This is a genomic window from Bacillus sp. HMSC036E02, from assembly GCF_001836235.1.
Lineage (GTDB): Bacteria > Bacillota > Bacilli > Bacillales > Bacillaceae_G > Bacillus_A > Bacillus_A cereus.
The window spans coordinates 18,518-35,120 of sequence record NZ_KV827834.1 but is presented as its reverse complement, the minus strand read 5'-3'; the positions used below and the strand labels follow the sequence as shown (position 1 = coordinate 35,120).

Genomic DNA, 16,603 nt, shown 5'->3' with positions numbered 1-16,603 from the left:
ATATGTTCGTATCATATCGTTGGTTACAAGAGTATGTAGATATTAAAGATGTAACAGCACAAGAACTAGCAGACAAAATCACGAAAAGTGGTATTGAAGTAGAAGGCGTTGAAGTATTAAATAAAGGTGTAAAAGGTGTTGTAGTTGGTCACGTATTAGAATGTGAAAAACACCCAGAAGCTGATAAATTAAGCAAATGCTTAATCGATATCGGTGAAGAAGAGCCAGTTCAAATTATTTGTGGAGCTGCTAACATTGCAAAAGGTTTAAAAGTACCAGTTGCAAAAGTTGGAGCTGTACTTCCTGGTAACTTCAAAATCAAAAAAGCAAAACTACGCGGTGAAGCTTCTCACGGTATGGTTTGTGCTCTTCAAGAGCTTGGTATTGATGGAAAGTTAGTTTCAAAAGAATACGCAGATGGTATCTTCATCTTCCCAAGTGACGCTGAAGTTGGTGCAGATGCACTTGAAATTTTAAACTTACACGATGAAGTACTTGAGCTTGGCTTAACACCAAACCGTGCAGATTGCCTAAACATGTTAGGTGTTGCTTACGAAGTAGCTGCTATTTATGGCCGTGAAGTAAAACTTCCAGCTATCGACTTACAAGAAACAGCAGAAAAAACTTCTGATTATATTTCTGTAAGCGTAGAAGCGAAAGAAGAAAACCCATTATACATTGCAAAAATGGTTAAAAACGTAAAGATTGGTCCGTCACCAATGTGGATGCAAACTCGTCTTATGGCAGCTGGCATTCGTCCAATTAGCAACGTAGTTGATATTACAAACTACATTTTAATGGAATACGGTCAACCGTTACATGCATTCGATTACGATAAATTAGGTTCAAAAGAAATCGTTGTTCGTCTTGCAAAAGAAGGCGAAAAAATTGAAACGTTAGATGATCAAGAGCGTACATTACAAAGCCACCATCTTGTAATTACAAACGGCACGAAAGCTTTAGCTGTTGCTGGTGTAATGGGCGGGGCGGATTCTGAAGTTACAAATGAGACAGTAAACGTTCTAATTGAGTCTGCATACTTTGCAGGTCAAACAGTACGTCGTACATCAAAAGACTTAGGTCTTCGTAGTGAATCAAGTGCACGTTTCGAAAAAGGAATCGATCCAACACGTACATTTGAAGCAATTCAACACGCAGCTGCTTTAATGGCGAAATATGCTGGCGGTGAAGCACTTGAAGGTGTAGTAGAAGCTGACAACTTACAAGTACAAGAGCGTACAGTATCTGTTACTGCTGAAAAAGTAAACCGTGTATTAGGTACAAATATTTCTGCGAGTGAAATGGGTACAATGTTCACAAACTTGAAATTCCCATTTACAGAAGTAGAAGGAACATTCCATGTAAATGTACCAGCACGTCGTCCTGATATTACAATTTCAGAAGACTTAGTAGAAGAAGTGGGCCGTCTATACGGTTATGACCACATTCCAGTTACATTACCTTCTGGAACGATGACTCGTGGTAAATTAACATCAGCACAAACGAAACGTCGTAAAGTACGCCGCTTCTTAGAGGGTGCTGGTTTATATGAAGCAATTACGTATTCATTAACAAGCGCTGACAAAGCGAAACAATATATGGTTGAGCCAAACGAAAAGGCGCCTGTAGGTCTTGCACTTCCAATGAGTGAAGAACGTAGCCAACTTCGTTTAAGCTTAGTACCGCAATTACTAGAAGCAGTTTCATACAATGTCGCTCGTAAAAACGACAGCGTTGCTTTATACGAAGTAGGTTCTATCTTCTTACCGACAGAAGAAGGAGAACTTCCGAAAGAAGAACAACATCTTGCAGGTGTTATGACAGGTCTTGCTCTTCACCATGCATGGCAAGGTGAGAAGAAAGTAGTAGACTTCTTCGTTGTGAAAGGTGTACTAGAAGGACTATTCGACGTGCTTGGCGTTTCAAATCAAATCACATATGCACCAGCAAAACGTGAAGGTATGCACCCAGGCCGTACAGCTGACATCGTATTAGATGGCGAAGTAATTGGTTTCATCGGTCAATTGCACCCAGAAGCAGAAAAACAATTAGATGTGAAAAATACATTCGTATTTGAATTATCTCTTGTAAAAGTATTCGGTGCAGACGCTGAGGAAACTTACTACTCAGCAATTCCACGTTTCCCATCTATGACACGTGACATGGCTGTTGTAGTAACAAAAGAAACAAAAGCTGGTGAAATGAAGCAAGTCATTGCTGAAGCTGGCGGAGAACTTCTGAAAGACGTAACACTATTCGACTTATACGAAGGTGAAAAAATGGAAGAAGGCAAGAAATCACTTGCATTCTCTATGACTTACTTCGATGCAGAACGTACATTAACAGACGAAGAAGTAACAGAAGCACATAACCGTGTACTAACAACGGTAGAAGCGAAATTCGGTGCGGAGTTACGTAAGTAATTAGAAAATTGCCGGATTCATTCCGGCAATTTTTTTATTGGATTGGTTGTCGGACACTGTCGGTAAGTCGATATATTACAAAAATCGCTCATATATTTTCCGACACCTTGCATCTTTTTCTCGAATGTAGTACATTAATTTTAGTTTAACAAAATGAAAGACGATGATAAGGAAAAGTAGTATATACTATAATCCAAAGCGAGTCAGGGACGGTGAGAGCCTGATGAGGCGGTATATGTGAAGAACACCTTGGAGTTGCTAACCGAAATTGAATTTTGTATTCAAGAGTAGACTTAGACGGGAATCCGGCCTGTTACAAACCGGGAAGTATGTATTACATACGAGTTAAAGTTGGTCTTTATGACAAATTGGGTGGTACCGCGAAGTTTAACCTTTCGTCCCTTTATGGATGAAAGGTTTTTTTGTATTTAAATATATGAGCAAAGGAGAATTTCACTATGGAAAACACATTAGTAAAAAGTCTGTATAGAGATACAGAAAAGTATGCAGATCAAACAGTACAAGTATCAGGGTGGATTCGTAACTTACGTGATTCAAAAGCATTTGGTTTCATCGAATTAAACGACGGTAGCTTCTTTAAAAGCGTTCAAATCGTTTTCGATACAGAATTAGAGAACTTCAAAGAAATTGCAAAACTTCCACTTAGCTCTTCAGTTAAAGTAGAAGGTAAAGTAATTGCAACGCCGGGAGCGAAGCAACCATTTGAAATTAAAGCAGAAAAAATTGATATCGAGGGCTTATCAGATTCTGATTACCCACTTCAAAAGAAGCGTCATACGTTTGAATACTTACGTACAATCGCTCACTTACGTCCAAGAACAAATGCATTCTCTGCAACGTTCCGCGTACGTTCTATCGCAGCATTTGCGATTCACCAATTCTTCCAAGAGCGTGGATTCGTACATGTCCACACACCAATCATCACTGGTAGTGATACAGAAGGTGCTGGCGAAATGTTCCGCGTAACAACGCAAGATTTAAATAACCTACCAAAAGGTGAAGACGGAAAAGTTGATGAGTCAAAAGACTTCTTCGGTAAAGAAACAAACTTAACAGTAAGTGGACAGCTGAACGCTGAAGCTTATGCATTAGCATTCCGTGATGTATACACATTCGGACCTACATTCCGTGCAGAAAACTCAAACACAACTCGTCACGCTGCTGAGTTCTGGATGGTTGAGCCTGAGATTGCATTCGCTGAACTAGGTGACGTAATGAACCTTACAGAAGATATGCTGAAATATGCAATGAAATACGTATTAGAGCATGCACCAGAAGAAATGGAATTCTTCAACAGCTTCGTTGATAAAACAGTTCTAGAGCGCATGAACAACGTAATCAACTCTGACTTCGGTCGCATCACATATACAGAAGCAATTAAAGTGCTTCAAGAATCAGGTGCTGACTTCAAATACCCAGTAGAATGGGGAATTGACTTACAAACAGAGCACGAAAGATACTTATCAGAAGAAATCTTCAAACGCCCTGTATTCGTAACTGACTATCCGAAAGACATTAAAGCATTCTACATGCGTTTAAATGAAGACGGTAAAACAGTAGCTGCTACTGACCTTCTAGTTCCTGGCATCGGCGAATTAATCGGCGGAAGCCAACGTGAAGAAAGAATGGACGTTTTAGTAGACAGAATTAAAGAATTAGGTATGAACGAAGAGGACTACTGGTGGTACTTAGAACTTAGAAAATACGGCGGTACAAAACACGCTGGATTCGGTCTAGGTTTCGAGCGCTTCCTAATGTACATCACTGGTATGGCTAACATCCGTGACGTAATTCCATTCCCAAGAACTCCAGGTTCTTCTGAATTCTAAAATATGAAAAAAAGCGAGAGGATTTCCTCTCGCTTTTTATTTTACATATTGTATAGTTTATTCCCTCGTAGCAAAAAGTAACGCGAAGGGGTGAATATAAATGAGTAAAAAAGTGAAAAAAGATCATTCAAGATCGGGCCTAGGTTCTCCAGAAGTTGAAGGACAAGGAACGACGACACATGAAACAGGTTCTCATAAAGTATCTTCATCAAATAAGAAGCAGAAACGAAGCTAACATAACAAAGGAGAGTCTTAAGGGCTCTCCTTTGTTATGTGTTACATCTTATTATCGTTAATTTCTTTTGTAATCTTATTTATGTCTTTGTCTAATCGATCTAAATAGAAAAACCACAGTAAACTTATGAACACGTAATAGATGGCCATCACGCCAAGATTATCAGATATATTTTCGAATGTGGATTTAGTAGTGAAAAAAGCTCCCCAAATGATAGAAATAGTGAGGTAAGAAAGTGGGCCTACGAGGTGTACGAAAGCATATAGTAGCTTTTTAACTTTTACAGCGTTCATATGAAAAACCTCCTTTTTCTAATCATACATTCAAGTTCTTCACAGAAGTGTTGTAGTTTTGCTGGATTATGTATTAACAAGCGTGCATCGTGTTTCCCGATAAATCTTCGAATCCGAAAGTTTAATAAGAAAGATCGACCGTAGCGCTCTATTAAATCGTTGAAAGCTGGCTGTTCACTTAGTAGCTGAATGTTTTCTCTAATTTCGAACTGTCTTTCATGTGGATCACCTAGTAAAATATTTAGAATCATTTGTAGAAGTAGCAATGTAGATCTCCTCCTATGTTAGAATAATCTGTATATTATAATTATAACAAAACTATAAGGACAATAGTAGGATGAAACAAAAACAGGAGTTTGTAGGCTCCTGTTTTTGTCGATACTATTTTAATAAGCGAAGCGCCTTCTCCGTATTAGCAAAATGCAGTTTCACAAACTCGGGTAATCGTTCTTTACCAAGCTTTTGAATTAATTTAGCAGCAGCGATATCAACTTGTTTACCAGCACCTTTCGGAAGTGGCATACCAGCTTTTTTAATTAGTTCGTCAAACTGTTTTACGAATGAGTAGCGAGCTAAAATAGAAGCAGCGGCTACTGCTAAATGGACGCTTTCACCTTTTGTAGCGAAATAAACATTTTCACGCTGTACCTGTTTTTGTTTTGCTAAATATTTGTAGTATGTATCAGGTTGTGTGAATTGGTCGATTAAGACGCCTTCAGGTTTTGTAGGTGCCATTTTCGCTAATAAGTTTGTAATAGCTTTATTATGTAGCAAGGCTTTTAACTTACCTTGGTTGTTGCCTTTATCAAATAGCTCGTTATATTTTTCATTATGAAGGACAAGAGAGCTGTAAGGAACAACGTGTAGAAGTTGTTTCGCAATGGCAGTAATTTGATCGTCATTTAAGTTTTTAGAGTCTTTTACACCAAGTTCTTTTAGTAGTGGAATTTGCTTCGCATCCACATATACAGCAACGACTGTCATCGGTCCAAAGAAATCACCAGTACCAACTTCATCAGACCCTACAATAGACATTGTACTGATGGAAGTAGGCGGCGCATAACGATGGGAATCGACAGATTTTTTTACAGCTGTTTTCGGCGCGTGAGAGACAGTTTGCCAACGAGAAGCTTCTGCTTCAGCGCGGCCTCCTTGGAACATTACTTTTCCAGATTTATACGCTGTAATCGTGCAAGATGGCACCTTAGCCATAAAGATACCGCCTTGCGGAATTTTCGGGCTAAGCGAATGTTTATATTGTTGTTTCATGTCTTCAATTACTGTAGAATTTGTTTGAATTACGATAGAATTTGACATAATGGTCGCCCCTTTTTTTATATTGTTATTTTTATCATATCGGATTGTTCTTTCTGTTTCCATATTATGAAGGTTCATGGTATGATAAACTTTAGGATTCTGTACGTGATTGGAGGCCGGTGAGTTGTCACAACAAAAGGGAAAGAAAAGTCGAATTAATGTAGAAATCTATGGTCAGCAATATTCAGTTGTTGGCGATGAAAGTACAAGTCATATCCGCATGGTAGCAGCGATTGTGGATGATAAAATGCGCGAACTCAATGCCAAGAATCCTTCGCTTGACACGAGTAGACTAGCGGTATTGACGGCGGTAAACGTCATACACGATTACATAAAATTAAAAGAAGAACATGAGAAATTGAAAGAAAGTATGACAAAAAAAGGAATGGAATAACATGATTGATATTATTATCATTTTACTGCTTGTTATGGGATTTTTCCTCGGCTTACGCAGAGGGTTTATTCTGCAACTTGTAAAGTTAACAAGCTTTATTATCGCATACCTTGTTGCATACTGGTACTGTAAAGATTTAGCGCCAGCACTTGCGAAATTTATTCCGTATCCATTTGATAAAAACGTATCTGTTCCAGAATGGATTGATGCAAATAATATTGAGACAGTATTTTATCAAGCGCTTGCGTTTATCATATTGTTTATTATTACAAAAATAGCACTTTCATTACTTGGTAATTTGTTAAATATGTTTGCAGAAATACCGGTTTTAAAGCAAGTAAATGCGTTTGCGGGGGCAATCCTCGGATTTTTAGAAGTATATATTGTTTTGTTTGTCTTAATTATCATTGGAAACATTCTTCCGATTGAACAAGTACAAACACCATTACAAAAATCATCAATTAGCAAAATAATTGTAGACGATACACCGATTCTATCTGAAAAGGTGAAGGAACTATGGCAGACAGGTAGCAGAGTATAACTTCTCTTTTTTCGGAAAGAGAAGTTTTTTTCTATGAAAGAAAGGCGGGATAATGATGAAAGTAAATAAAAAACAAGTTATCAAATTATTAGAGACAATCGGGCTTTTTATGGAACTAAAGGGTGCGAATCCATTTAAAATATCTGCATTTCGTAAAGCGGCAGCAGCATTAGAAAGTGACGATCGTAGTCTTTCTGAGATTGAAGATTTCACAAAGATTCCGGGCATCGGAAAAGGAACAGCAGCCGTTATTCAAGAATATATAGAATCGGGAACATCTGAAGTATTACAAGAACTTGAAAAAGAAGTACCGAGTAGCTTATTGCCGTTATTAAAACTACCAGGTCTTGGTGGTAAAAAGGTGGCTAAGTTATATAAAGAGCTAGGCGTTATTGATATGGAGACGTTAAAAGCTGCTTGTGAGGAAAATAAAGTACAAGCTTTAGCTGGTTTCGGTAAGAAGACAGAAGAGAAAATATTAGAAGCAATCGATCAAGTAGGCTCTCGTCCAGAGCGTTTACCAATTGCGATGGTATTGCCTATTGCCGGGGAAATAGAGGAGAAATTGTCGAATATTGCTGAAGTAATTCGTTTCTCTCGCGCTGGTAGTTTGCGCCGTGTTCGTGAAACAGTGAAAGATTTAGATTTTATCATTGCAACGACAGAACCAGCAGCGGTACGTGAGCATTTACTACAATTCGATAATATGATTGAGGTAATCGCAAGTGGGGATACGAAAGTTTCTGTTCGTCTTCAATATGAATATGATATTTCAATCGATTTCCGCTTAGTAAAACCAGAAGAGTTTATTACAACACTTCACCATTTCACAGGATCAAAAGACCATAACGTAAAAATGCGTCAAATCGCAAAAGATAAAGGCGAGAAAATTAGTGAGTACGGTGTAGAGAACTTAGAAACAGGTGAAGTGAAAACATTTGAGACTGAAGAAGACTTCTTTGCTCATTTCGGTCTACCATTTATTCCGCCAGAAGTGCGTGAAGATGGAAAAGAAATTGAATTAATTAAAGAGTATCCGAACTTAATTCAGTTTTCCGATATACAAGGTGATTTACATATGCATACAACTTGGAGTGACGGTGCTTTTTCTATTGAAGAAATGGTACAAGCGTGCCGTGCTCGTGGATATAAGTTTATGGCGATTACTGATCACTCGCAATACTTAAAAGTAGCGAATGGTTTAACGAAAGAGCGTCTTCGTGAGCAAGCGAAAGAAATTGAACGTATGAATGAAAAGTATCCAGACATTACAATTTTACGCGGAATTGAAATGGACATTTTACCAGATGCCTCGCTTGATTTTGATGATGAAGTATTAGAAGAATTAGACTATGTCATTGGAGCGATTCACTCTAGCTTCTCACAAGACCGTGAAACGATCATGAAGCGTCTGCGTACTGCACTTGAGAATAAACATGTCACAATGATTGCTCATCCGACAGGACGTCTTCTCGGGCGCCGTGAGGGTTATGATGTAGATACAGATTTATTAATTGAACTCGCAAAAGAGACAAATACAGTTTTAGAATTAAATGCGAATCCGAACCGTCTAGATTTAAGCGCGAAATTATTAAAACAAGCACAAGATGCTGGTGTAAAAGTAGCGATTAATACAGATGCTCATACACTTGAAATGTTGGAAGATATGGAAACAGGTGTAGCAGCAGCACGTAAAGGTTGGATTCAAAAAGATAACGTGATTAACACATGGGATATTGAACGTTTATTAGACTATATTAAACGTAATAAGTAACGCAAGGGGGACCTGCAACATGTTAGAAAGAACGTTGCGTGTATTAGAATACAATAAAGTAAAAGAACAATTACTTGAACATACAGCCTCTTCACTTGGCCGTGACAAAGTGAAGCATTTAGTGCCGAGCACTGATTTTGAAGAAATTGTAGAAATGCAAGATACAACGGATGAAGCAGCGAAAGTTATTCGTTTAAAAGGTAGTGCACCATTAGGTGGTATTACGGATATTCGCTCAAATGTGAAGCGTGCAAAAATTGGGAGTATGTTAAGTCCAAATGAATTACTTGATATTGCGAATACGATGTATGGTAGTCGTAATATGAAACGTTTCATTGAAGATATGGCTGATAACGGTGTCGAGCTTCCGATTTTAGAAACTCACGTCGCTCAAATTGTATCTTTATATGATTTAGAAAAGAAAATTACAAATTGTATCGGTGACGGTGGTGAAGTAGTCGATAGCGCAAGTGATAAACTGCGTGGTATTCGTACTCAAATTCGTACTGCGGAAAGCCGTATTCGTGAAAAATTAGAAAATATGACGCGCTCTTCAAATGCGCAAAAGATGCTGTCTGACTCGATTGTAACGATTCGTAACGAACGTTACGTAATCCCAGTAAAACAAGAATACCGCGGCGTATATGGTGGTATTGTTCACGATCAATCAGCTTCTGGACAAACGTTATTTATTGAACCGCAAGTCATTGTAGAATTAAATAACGCACTGCAAGAAGCTCGTGTGAAAGAGAAACAAGAAGTCGAACGCATCTTATTGATGTTAACAGAAGAAGTGGCAGTAGAAGCCGATATCGTTTTATCAAATGTAGAAGTAGTTGCGAATCTTGATTTCATTTTTGCGAAAGCTTTTTATGCAAAGCGAATTAAAGCAACGAAACCAATCGTAAATAACGAGCGTTATATGGATTTAAGACAAGCTCGCCATCCGCTAATCGATCCAGAAATTATTGTGCCAAATAACATTATGTTAGGTAAAGATTTCACGACAATTGTTATTACAGGACCGAATACAGGTGGTAAAACAGTTACGCTGAAAACAGTTGGTATTTGTGTTTTAATGGCGCAATCTGGTCTTCACATTCCAGTAATGGATGAGTCAGAGATTTGTGTGTTTAAAAATATATTTGCTGATATCGGTGATGAGCAATCGATTGAACAAAGTTTAAGTACGTTCTCCTCACATATGGTGAACATCGTTGATATTTTAGAAAAAGCTGATTTTGAAAGCTTAGTTTTATTCGATGAATTAGGTGCTGGAACAGACCCACAAGAAGGTGCTGCACTAGCAATTTCGATTTTAGATGAAGTATGTAATCGCGGTGCTCGCGTTGTTGCAACGACGCATTATCCAGAATTAAAAGCATACGGATATAACCGTGAGCAAGTTATTAATGCGAGTGTTGAGTTTGATGTAAATACATTAAGTCCAACTTATAAATTATTAATCGGTGTACCAGGCCGTAGTAATGCCTTTGAAATTTCGAAACGTCTTGGATTATCTGATCGCGTTATTGACCAAGCACGCAACCACATTAGTACAGATACGAATAAAATTGAAAATATGATTGCGAAGTTAGAAGAAAGCCAGAAGAACGCAGAGCGTGACTGGAACGAAGCAGAAGCACTTCGCAAACAATCTGAAAAACTTCATCGTGAATTACAACGTCAAATCATTGAATTTAACGAAGATCGCGATGAACGATTATTAAAAGCGCAAAAAGAAGGGGAAGAAAAAGTCGAAGCCGCAAAGAAAGAAGCAGAAGGCATTATTCAAGAACTTCGTCAATTGCGTAAAGCACAGCTTGCAAACGTGAAAGATCACGAGTTAATTGAAGCGAAGAGCCGTCTAGAAGGCGCAGCACCAGAGCTTGTTAAGAAACAAAAAGTAAACGTGAAAAACACTGCGCCGAAGCAACAGTTACGTGCAGGTGATGAAGTAAAAGTATTAACGTTCGGTCAAAAAGGTCAATTACTTGAAAAAGTAAGCGATACTGAGTGGAGCGTACAAATCGGTATTCTGAAGATGAAAGTAAAAGAATCTAACATGGAATACATTAACACACCGAAGCAAACAGAGAAAAAAGCAGTTGCAACGGTAAAAGGTAGAGACTATCACGTTTCATTAGAACTTGACCTTCGTGGTGAACGATTTGAAAATGCAATGGCGCGCGTTGAGAAATACTTAGACGATGCCCAGCTTGCAAGCTATCCTCGCGTATCAATTATTCACGGTAAGGGGACAGGAGCACTTCGCCAAGGTGTACAAGATTACTTGAAGAAGCATCGCGGTGTAAAAACCTTCCGTTACGGTGACATGGGCGAGGGAGGCCTAGGCGTAACAGTTGTCGAATTAAAATAGAAAACAACGAAACAAAGGGGAAACCATTATATGTTTATGGACAAACTTGCAAAAGTATTGTTAGCTTGTTGCGGAATATTTTTGGTGATTGGGGTTATTTATTTAGTTGTTTTTGCGAAGTGAAAAAGCGTCAATCGTGGCAGAATGATATTGCCATAGATTGACGCTTTTAATATATGTGAAAAGGAATAGAACATGAAAATCAACCAATACATAAGCGAAGCAAAATCATGCTCCAGACGTGAAACAGATCGCCTCATTAAAGCTGGACGCGTGGCTATTAATGGTGAAATATGTACGCACGGTGAACTTGTGAGCGATGGTGATGTTGTAACGATTGATGGGCAAGTTATTGTAAAAGAAGAGAAAGAAAAGGTGTACATAGCCTTTCATAAACCAGTCGGAATTACTTGTACAGCAGCTGATCATATTGAAGATAATATTATTGATTATATCAATTATCCAGAGCGAATCTTTCCAGTTGGACGATTAGATAAAGCATCGGAAGGACTTATCTTATTAACGAATGACGGCGGCATTGCGAATCGAATTTTACATGGTGATCATGAGCACGAGAAGGAATATGTTGTCACAGTCGATAAACCTTTTACGGACTGGTTTATTGATGAGATGTCCAGCGGTGTAAAGATTAAAGATGGAATGACGAAGCCGTGCAAAGTGACAAGAGTCGATCAATCAACATTTCGTATTGTTTTAACGCAAGGAATGAACAGGCAAATTCGTAGAATGAGTCGAGCTTTCGGGTTTACTGTAATAAAGCTAAAGCGAGTACGCATTATGAATATAGAGCTAAATGAGCTTGAAGTTGGAAAGTGGCGGAGCGTTACAGCTGAAGAGTTAGAAATTTTAATAGGGCAGTTATAGGGAGGGAAAATTTTCTCCCTATATTTTTTTTGTCAGAAAAAATAAAACTATTGATTTTTTAAAAAATAGCCCATATAATAAAAAACAACAAGTTTCGACAAGATATTTTATAAAAGTAATGATGAGGACATGAGTTGTATTTTACGATTCTCAGAGAGGGAAGCCTTAGGCTGTGAGCTTCCTAATACGAAAAGACAAGCTTACCACCTCTAAACTTCAAGAGTGAACTGCATACATGATGCATTGTAATTCTTGGCGGATAAAACCGTTATCAATTTACACGAGCTATAAAATGAGCTTATTTCGTTATAAATTCATTTTATTAGAATAAGGGTGGAACCACGATTTCAACACTCGTCCCTTTGTTAGGGACGGGTGTTTTTTGCGTTCTTTTACGGGGAAGTATGCTTGAAAGAGGATATGTGACGGATTTTAATTCAGAATATTTTGTTAATTTATTATTTTAGGAGGTTAGTAGAAATGAAATCATCTTTAAAGTTTTCAGAGATGTTTGCAATAAGTTTAATGTTATTTGCACTGTTTTTTGGTGCAGGTAATATGATTTTTCCACCAGCGTTAGGGCAAGGTGCTGGAACGGACGTATGGATCGCGCTGTTTGGTTTTATCGTAACAGGCGTTGGACTACCTTTATTAGGAGTAATTGTTATAGCTTTAAAGGGAGATATTAATGAGCTAGCAGGACGTGTACATCCTATATTCGCACTTGTTTTTATCACTGCAATTTATTTATGTTTAGGCGTATTCGTAAGTGTGCCGCGTACAGGAACAGTAGCTTATGAGATGAGTGTTGCACCGTTTTTACCAAGTGAGATAGCTGGTCAGTCATATCCACTTGTTATCTTTACACTTATTTTCTTTGCAGTCACTTTCTATTTAGCTTTAAATCCTTCGAAATTAGTGGGTCGTATTGGTAAGGTGCTAACTCCAATATTATTAGCTGTTATTGCAATTATCGTAGGTAAAGCACTTATTACACCAATTGGAGAATTTGGTGCACCAACAGAAGCGTATAGTGCTCCTCTCTTCAAAGGATTTATTGATGGATATTTAACTTTAGATGGACTTGCAGCACTGGTATTCGGAAATGTTGTAATTCATGCGTTAAAAGAAAAAGGCATTACAAATAAAAACAGTATTGCAAAAGTAACAATCTTTGCAGGATTTATTGCAGCGCTTGGTCTACTACTTGTGTATTTAGCACTTGCTTATCTTGGAGCTTCTAGTGTGTCACTTGGAATGGGTGCAAACGGAGGAATTATTTTAACAAATGTCGTGAATCATTTATTTGGTAGCTACGGAACTTTATTATTAGGGATCGCAATTACAGCAGCATGTTTAACAACTTCTGTAGGTATTGTTGCAGCTTGTGGTGATTACTTCTCTTCCTTATTACCAAAGCTTTCTTATCAAAAAGTCGTTTTCATTTTCTGTGTATTAGCATTTATGGTAGCAAACCTTGGGTTAACTCAGTTAAATGCATTAGCATTACCAATCTTAATCGCAATTTATCCAATTGGAATCGTACTTATCGTATTATCACTTGTTGAAAACTACGTTCGTCTTCCATTAGCGATGTATGTGGGCGGGATTGTAGGAGCATTTGCAATAAGTTTCTTTGATGGATTACACAATGCAAACCTTCAAATTGCAGCGCTAGCACCTATTTTAGATAAGATTCCATTATATAGTGTAGGAATTGGTTGGTTAGTTCCAGGCATAATCGGTATAGGATTTGGTTATATAGTTTCTAAGTTTCAAAAGCAGGAAATTGCTGTAGAGAAATAGAGAAAAGAGACTTTCTATAATAGAAAGTCTCTTTTTTGTAAAAAAAGCCGCATATAGAGAAATTCAGATATTAAAAATTTTATACGTAATATAGTTGACAAAAAATTTATGAGTAGGCTAAGATTGACTTAGTTGTGGAAATATTGGAAGGGAAGTGAGGGAAAAGGGGTTTCTATAACTATAGTGTTGTTATGGGAAGAGGTGAAAGAAGAGGAGAAGAGATAGTTTATTTTTTTTGATTTGCATTGAGAATGATAATCAATAAATACGTTTTATCATTTTTTCTCAGTTTCTATGCCTTCGTATAAGGAATAGGGTGAGATATTATTTTTAATATTTAATGAGAATGATAATCAATAATACTTATGTTACATAAAAGAATGCTAATTAAATAATAGGTAGAAGAGATTATTTTTTTCTTATGAATTGAGAATAATTATCATTTTCAAAAAGTGAAATGAAAGATAACCAAGGAGGAAACAAGAAAAATGAAAAAGGTTTCTGTATTACCTGCTTTTATTATAACGTTCGTATGTATGTTAGCTTTTCTTGTAATGCCATACGGGAATGTATCAGCAAAACTAGCTGATGGTACTTACGATATTAATTACGTAATTCAAAAAGCGGAAAATGATTCAGCTTCAATGGCAAATGACTATTTTGAAAAGCCGGCAAAATTAATAGTGAAAAACGGTGAGATGAGAGTACAAGTTCCGATGAATCATAGTGCTTGGATTACAGAATTTAAAGCACCAGAGAACGGGAATTTTGTTGATGCGAAAGTTGTTAGTAAAGATGAATCGGCAGATAAAAGAACAGTAGAGTTTAAAGTAGATGATTTATCTAAACCGGCAGCTGTAAAAATTCATGTTGTTGTACCAAATGCAAACTATGACCACCACTACACAATTCGTTTTGCATTTGATGCAAATGTAAAAGCTGTAGGTGGCGATAACGGCGTAGCTGCTACAAAAAAAAATAATGATCAAGCGAAAACAGATACACATGTAAAAGAAGAGAAAACAAAAGTAGAGAGTAAGGAAACAGCTAAAGAAGTGAACAAAGAAACAAAAAATGAAAATGGAAAAGCTGAAAAAACAGATAACCCAAAAACAGGCGATGAAGCACGTATTGGATTGTTTGCAGCGTTAATTCTTATTTCAGGTGCTTTCTTAATTCGTAAAGTGAAGTTGAGTAAATAAATCTTTTGAAGGGTGATGAATATATGTTTAAACAATTTAAAATGATTATTGCCGTATTTGCTGTTTTATTTACGTTTATCGCAACACTAGGTTTACAAGATGCAAAGGCTGCTACAAAACTAGCTGATGGAAAATATAATATTGCTTTTACTGTATGGAAAGGCGATAAAGATGAATCGTCTAGAATGAATAGTTATTTTGAAAGCCCAGCAACATTAACAGTTAAAAATGGAAAACAATACGTTTCATTTAAAGTGAAAGATAGTGCTTCTATTAAAAGTTTCCAAGTAGAAAAAGATGGTCAATTTGTAGAAACAACCGTGTTAAGTGAAAACAAAAAAGATAATACTAGAGTAGTAGAATTTGAAGTTGCTGACTTGTCAAAAAAACTAAATGGAAAGGTGAAAATTAATATTCCAATTATTAATTATAATGCTTCGTATGATATTCGCTTTGTATTTGATGGGAGCAGTATTAAATAATTTTCAAAAGGGAGAGTCGTTCCATTGAACAGGTATACAAAAATTATTGTTGCTATGTTTTTAATGATATTTACATTCGTATCAACATTACAACCACTTGCAGTTCAAGCAGCTACCAAGTTGGCTGACGGTGAATATTCAATTGGGTTCAAAGTTTTAAAAGATACATCAGATGAAGAATCGATGATGAATCAATATTCAGTAAGTCCGGGAACTTTAAAAGTGAAGGATGGGAAAAAGAAAGTATCCTTTACATTAACGAATAGTTCATGGATTACGAAGTTTGAAACAGAAAAAGCAGGTAAGCTAGTTGCGACAAATGTAATTAGTGAAGATAAAGAAAAAGATACAAGAGTAGTAGAATTTGATGTAGAAGATGTAGAGAAGGTATTAAATGCAAAAGTAAAAGTAGATATTGATTTTTTAAATTATCATCATGAGTACGACGTTCGTATTGCATTTGATCAAAATAGTATTACACCAATTCATGTGGAACAACCAAATGAAAAAGAGGACCCAGCTAATAAGCCAGATCCAAATGAAAAACCGGATCCAAGTCAGAAGCCCGACCAAAAGCCTGACCCAGATCAACAACCAAATTCTAACACAATTACAGATGGTGCGTACAGCATTCCATTTAAAGTGTTAAAAGATCAAACAGATGAAGAATCTAAGATGAATACTTACATGGTAAATCCAGGAGTATTAAAAGTAGAAAACGGTAAGAAAAAAGCAATTGTAACATTAAAAAGTAGCTCATTAATTAAAAATTTTCAAACGGAAAAAGATGGCACATTTGTTGATGCAAAAGTAGTAAGTGAGGATACGGAAAAAGATACAAGAGTAGTAGAGTTTGAAGTAAACGATTTATCTAAAAAACTAAATACAAAAGTATTTATCGAAATGGCATCAAGAAATTATAAGCAAACGCATGATGTACAACTTTTATTTGAACAAGATAAACTTGAACAAATTAAAAATGAAGAGAAACAACCAGAAGTAGAAAAACCAGAAGCAGAAA

The 16,603-nt window shown here is 36.8% G+C and carries 15 protein-coding genes and 2 other annotated features; of the genes, 12 read left to right on the top strand and 3 right to left on the bottom strand.

Annotated features, from left to right (window positions below):
- The first annotated feature begins 2 nt into the window (after positions 1 to 2).
- The 3 genes from pheT (at position 3) to HMPREF2590_RS10850 (ending at position 4,508) form a co-directional block, all read left to right on the top strand.
- Positions 3 to 2,423: a phenylalanine--tRNA ligase subunit beta gene (gene pheT / locus HMPREF2590_RS10860; RefSeq protein ID WP_000498190.1), complete on the top strand. Its 2,421-nt coding sequence runs from the start codon at positions 3 to 5 to the stop codon at positions 2,421 to 2,423.
- A 154-nt stretch (positions 2,424 to 2,577) separates the two neighbouring features.
- Positions 2,578 to 2,829 (top strand) — a binding site (T-box leader).
- Positions 2,830 to 2,881: 52 nt separating this feature from the next.
- Positions 2,882 to 4,273, top strand: a complete 1,392-nt coding sequence (asnS, locus tag HMPREF2590_RS10855) for an asparagine--tRNA ligase (RefSeq protein WP_000432177.1) — start codon at positions 2,882 to 2,884, stop codon at positions 4,271 to 4,273.
- Positions 4,274 to 4,373: 100 nt separating this feature from the next.
- Positions 4,374 to 4,508 carry a YuzL family protein gene (locus HMPREF2590_RS10850; protein WP_000039590.1) on the top strand — a complete coding sequence of 45 codons (135 nt, stop codon included), beginning with the start codon at positions 4,374 to 4,376 and terminating at the stop codon, positions 4,506 to 4,508.
- A gap of 41 nt (positions 4,509 to 4,549) precedes the next feature.
- On the opposite strand, the gene HMPREF2590_RS10845 is transcribed toward HMPREF2590_RS10850, so the two are convergent.
- The 3 genes from HMPREF2590_RS10845 to rnhC form a co-directional block, all read right to left on the bottom strand.
- Positions 4,550 to 4,801, bottom strand: a complete 252-nt coding sequence (locus tag HMPREF2590_RS10845; RefSeq protein WP_000994749.1) for a hypothetical protein — start codon at positions 4,799 to 4,801, stop codon at positions 4,550 to 4,552.
- A complete protein-coding gene (locus HMPREF2590_RS10840; RefSeq protein ID WP_000925537.1) occupies positions 4,798 to 5,067 on the bottom strand; it encodes a hypothetical protein in 270 nt (89 codons plus the stop codon). Before HMPREF2590_RS10840 ends, HMPREF2590_RS10845 begins: the two co-directional genes overlap by 4 nt.
- Before the next feature lie 115 nt (positions 5,068 to 5,182).
- Positions 5,183 to 6,118 (bottom strand): ribonuclease HIII, encoded by a 936-nt coding sequence (gene rnhC, locus HMPREF2590_RS10835; RefSeq protein ID WP_000071569.1) that lies wholly within the window; start codon positions 6,116 to 6,118, stop codon positions 5,183 to 5,185.
- Positions 6,119 to 6,242: 124 nt separating this feature from the next.
- Between rnhC and zapA the strand changes: the two genes are divergently transcribed.
- The 9 genes from zapA to HMPREF2590_RS10785 all read left to right on the top strand — a co-directional run.
- The gene (zapA, locus tag HMPREF2590_RS10830) at positions 6,243 to 6,512 is read left to right on the top strand and encodes a cell division protein ZapA (RefSeq protein ID WP_000082701.1); all 270 of its coding nucleotides are present in this window, start codon (positions 6,243 to 6,245) and stop codon (positions 6,510 to 6,512) included.
- 1 nt (position 6,513) lies between these two features.
- A complete protein-coding gene (locus HMPREF2590_RS10825) occupies positions 6,514 to 7,053 on the top strand; it encodes a CvpA family protein (RefSeq protein ID WP_000565412.1) in 540 nt (179 codons plus the stop codon).
- 55 nt (positions 7,054 to 7,108) lie between these two features.
- Positions 7,109 to 8,827, top strand: a complete 1,719-nt coding sequence (polX, locus tag HMPREF2590_RS10820) for a DNA polymerase/3'-5' exonuclease PolX (protein ID WP_000867517.1) — start codon at positions 7,109 to 7,111, stop codon at positions 8,825 to 8,827.
- A 19-nt stretch (positions 8,828 to 8,846) separates the two neighbouring features.
- Positions 8,847 to 11,207: an endonuclease MutS2 gene (locus HMPREF2590_RS10815; RefSeq protein ID WP_000893716.1), complete on the top strand. Its 2,361-nt coding sequence runs from the start codon at positions 8,847 to 8,849 to the stop codon at positions 11,205 to 11,207.
- 195 nt (positions 11,208 to 11,402) lie between these two features.
- Entirely contained in the window at positions 11,403 to 12,092 is a 690-nt protein-coding gene (locus HMPREF2590_RS10805; RefSeq protein ID WP_000700746.1) for a 23S rRNA pseudouridine(2604) synthase RluF, read from the top strand.
- A 109-nt stretch (positions 12,093 to 12,201) separates the two neighbouring features.
- Positions 12,202 to 12,457: a binding site (T-box leader), on the top strand.
- A gap of 115 nt (positions 12,458 to 12,572) precedes the next feature.
- Positions 12,573 to 13,898 (top strand): branched-chain amino acid transport system II carrier protein BrnQ6, encoded by a 1,326-nt coding sequence (brnQ6, locus tag HMPREF2590_RS10800; RefSeq protein ID WP_000842650.1) that lies wholly within the window; start codon positions 12,573 to 12,575, stop codon positions 13,896 to 13,898.
- Between the two features lie 488 nt (positions 13,899 to 14,386).
- On the top strand, positions 14,387 to 15,100 hold the full coding sequence (gene isdC, locus HMPREF2590_RS10795) for a heme uptake protein IsdC (protein WP_000757960.1): 714 nt from the start codon (positions 14,387 to 14,389) through the stop codon (positions 15,098 to 15,100).
- Positions 15,101 to 15,123: 23 nt separating this feature from the next.
- On the top strand, positions 15,124 to 15,582 hold the full coding sequence (locus HMPREF2590_RS10790) for an NEAT domain-containing protein (protein ID WP_000476165.1): 459 nt from the start codon (positions 15,124 to 15,126) through the stop codon (positions 15,580 to 15,582).
- A gap of 24 nt (positions 15,583 to 15,606) precedes the next feature.
- On the top strand, positions 15,607 to 16,603 hold a 997-nt coding region (locus HMPREF2590_RS10785; RefSeq protein ID WP_176748655.1), incomplete at its 3' end, for an NEAT domain-containing protein.

What these genes read in the sequence shown, in the direction of transcription:
- pheT (WP_000498190.1), top strand. Translation starts at nt 3, where the DNA reads ATGTTCGTATCATATCGTTGGTTACAAGAGTATGTAGATATTAAAGAT.
- asnS (WP_000432177.1), top strand. Translation starts at nt 2,882, where the DNA reads ATGGAAAACACATTAGTAAAAAGTCTGTATAGAGATACAGAAAAGTAT.
- HMPREF2590_RS10850 (WP_000039590.1), top strand. Translation starts at nt 4,374, where the DNA reads ATGAGTAAAAAAGTGAAAAAAGATCATTCAAGATCGGGCCTAGGTTCT.
- HMPREF2590_RS10845 (WP_000994749.1), bottom strand. Translation starts at nt 4,801, where the DNA reads ATGAACGCTGTAAAAGTTAAAAAGCTACTATATGCTTTCGTACACCTC.
- rnhC (WP_000071569.1), bottom strand. Translation starts at nt 6,118, where the DNA reads ATGTCAAATTCTATCGTAATTCAAACAAATTCTACAGTAATTGAAGAC.
- HMPREF2590_RS10825 (WP_000565412.1), top strand. Translation starts at nt 6,514, where the DNA reads ATGATTGATATTATTATCATTTTACTGCTTGTTATGGGATTTTTCCTC.
- polX (WP_000867517.1), top strand. Translation starts at nt 7,109, where the DNA reads ATGAAAGTAAATAAAAAACAAGTTATCAAATTATTAGAGACAATCGGG.
- HMPREF2590_RS10815 (WP_000893716.1), top strand. Translation starts at nt 8,847, where the DNA reads ATGTTAGAAAGAACGTTGCGTGTATTAGAATACAATAAAGTAAAAGAA.
- HMPREF2590_RS10805 (WP_000700746.1), top strand. Translation starts at nt 11,403, where the DNA reads ATGAAAATCAACCAATACATAAGCGAAGCAAAATCATGCTCCAGACGT.
- brnQ6 (WP_000842650.1), top strand. Translation starts at nt 12,573, where the DNA reads ATGAAATCATCTTTAAAGTTTTCAGAGATGTTTGCAATAAGTTTAATG.
- isdC (WP_000757960.1), top strand. Translation starts at nt 14,387, where the DNA reads ATGAAAAAGGTTTCTGTATTACCTGCTTTTATTATAACGTTCGTATGT.
- HMPREF2590_RS10790 (WP_000476165.1), top strand. Translation starts at nt 15,124, where the DNA reads ATGTTTAAACAATTTAAAATGATTATTGCCGTATTTGCTGTTTTATTT.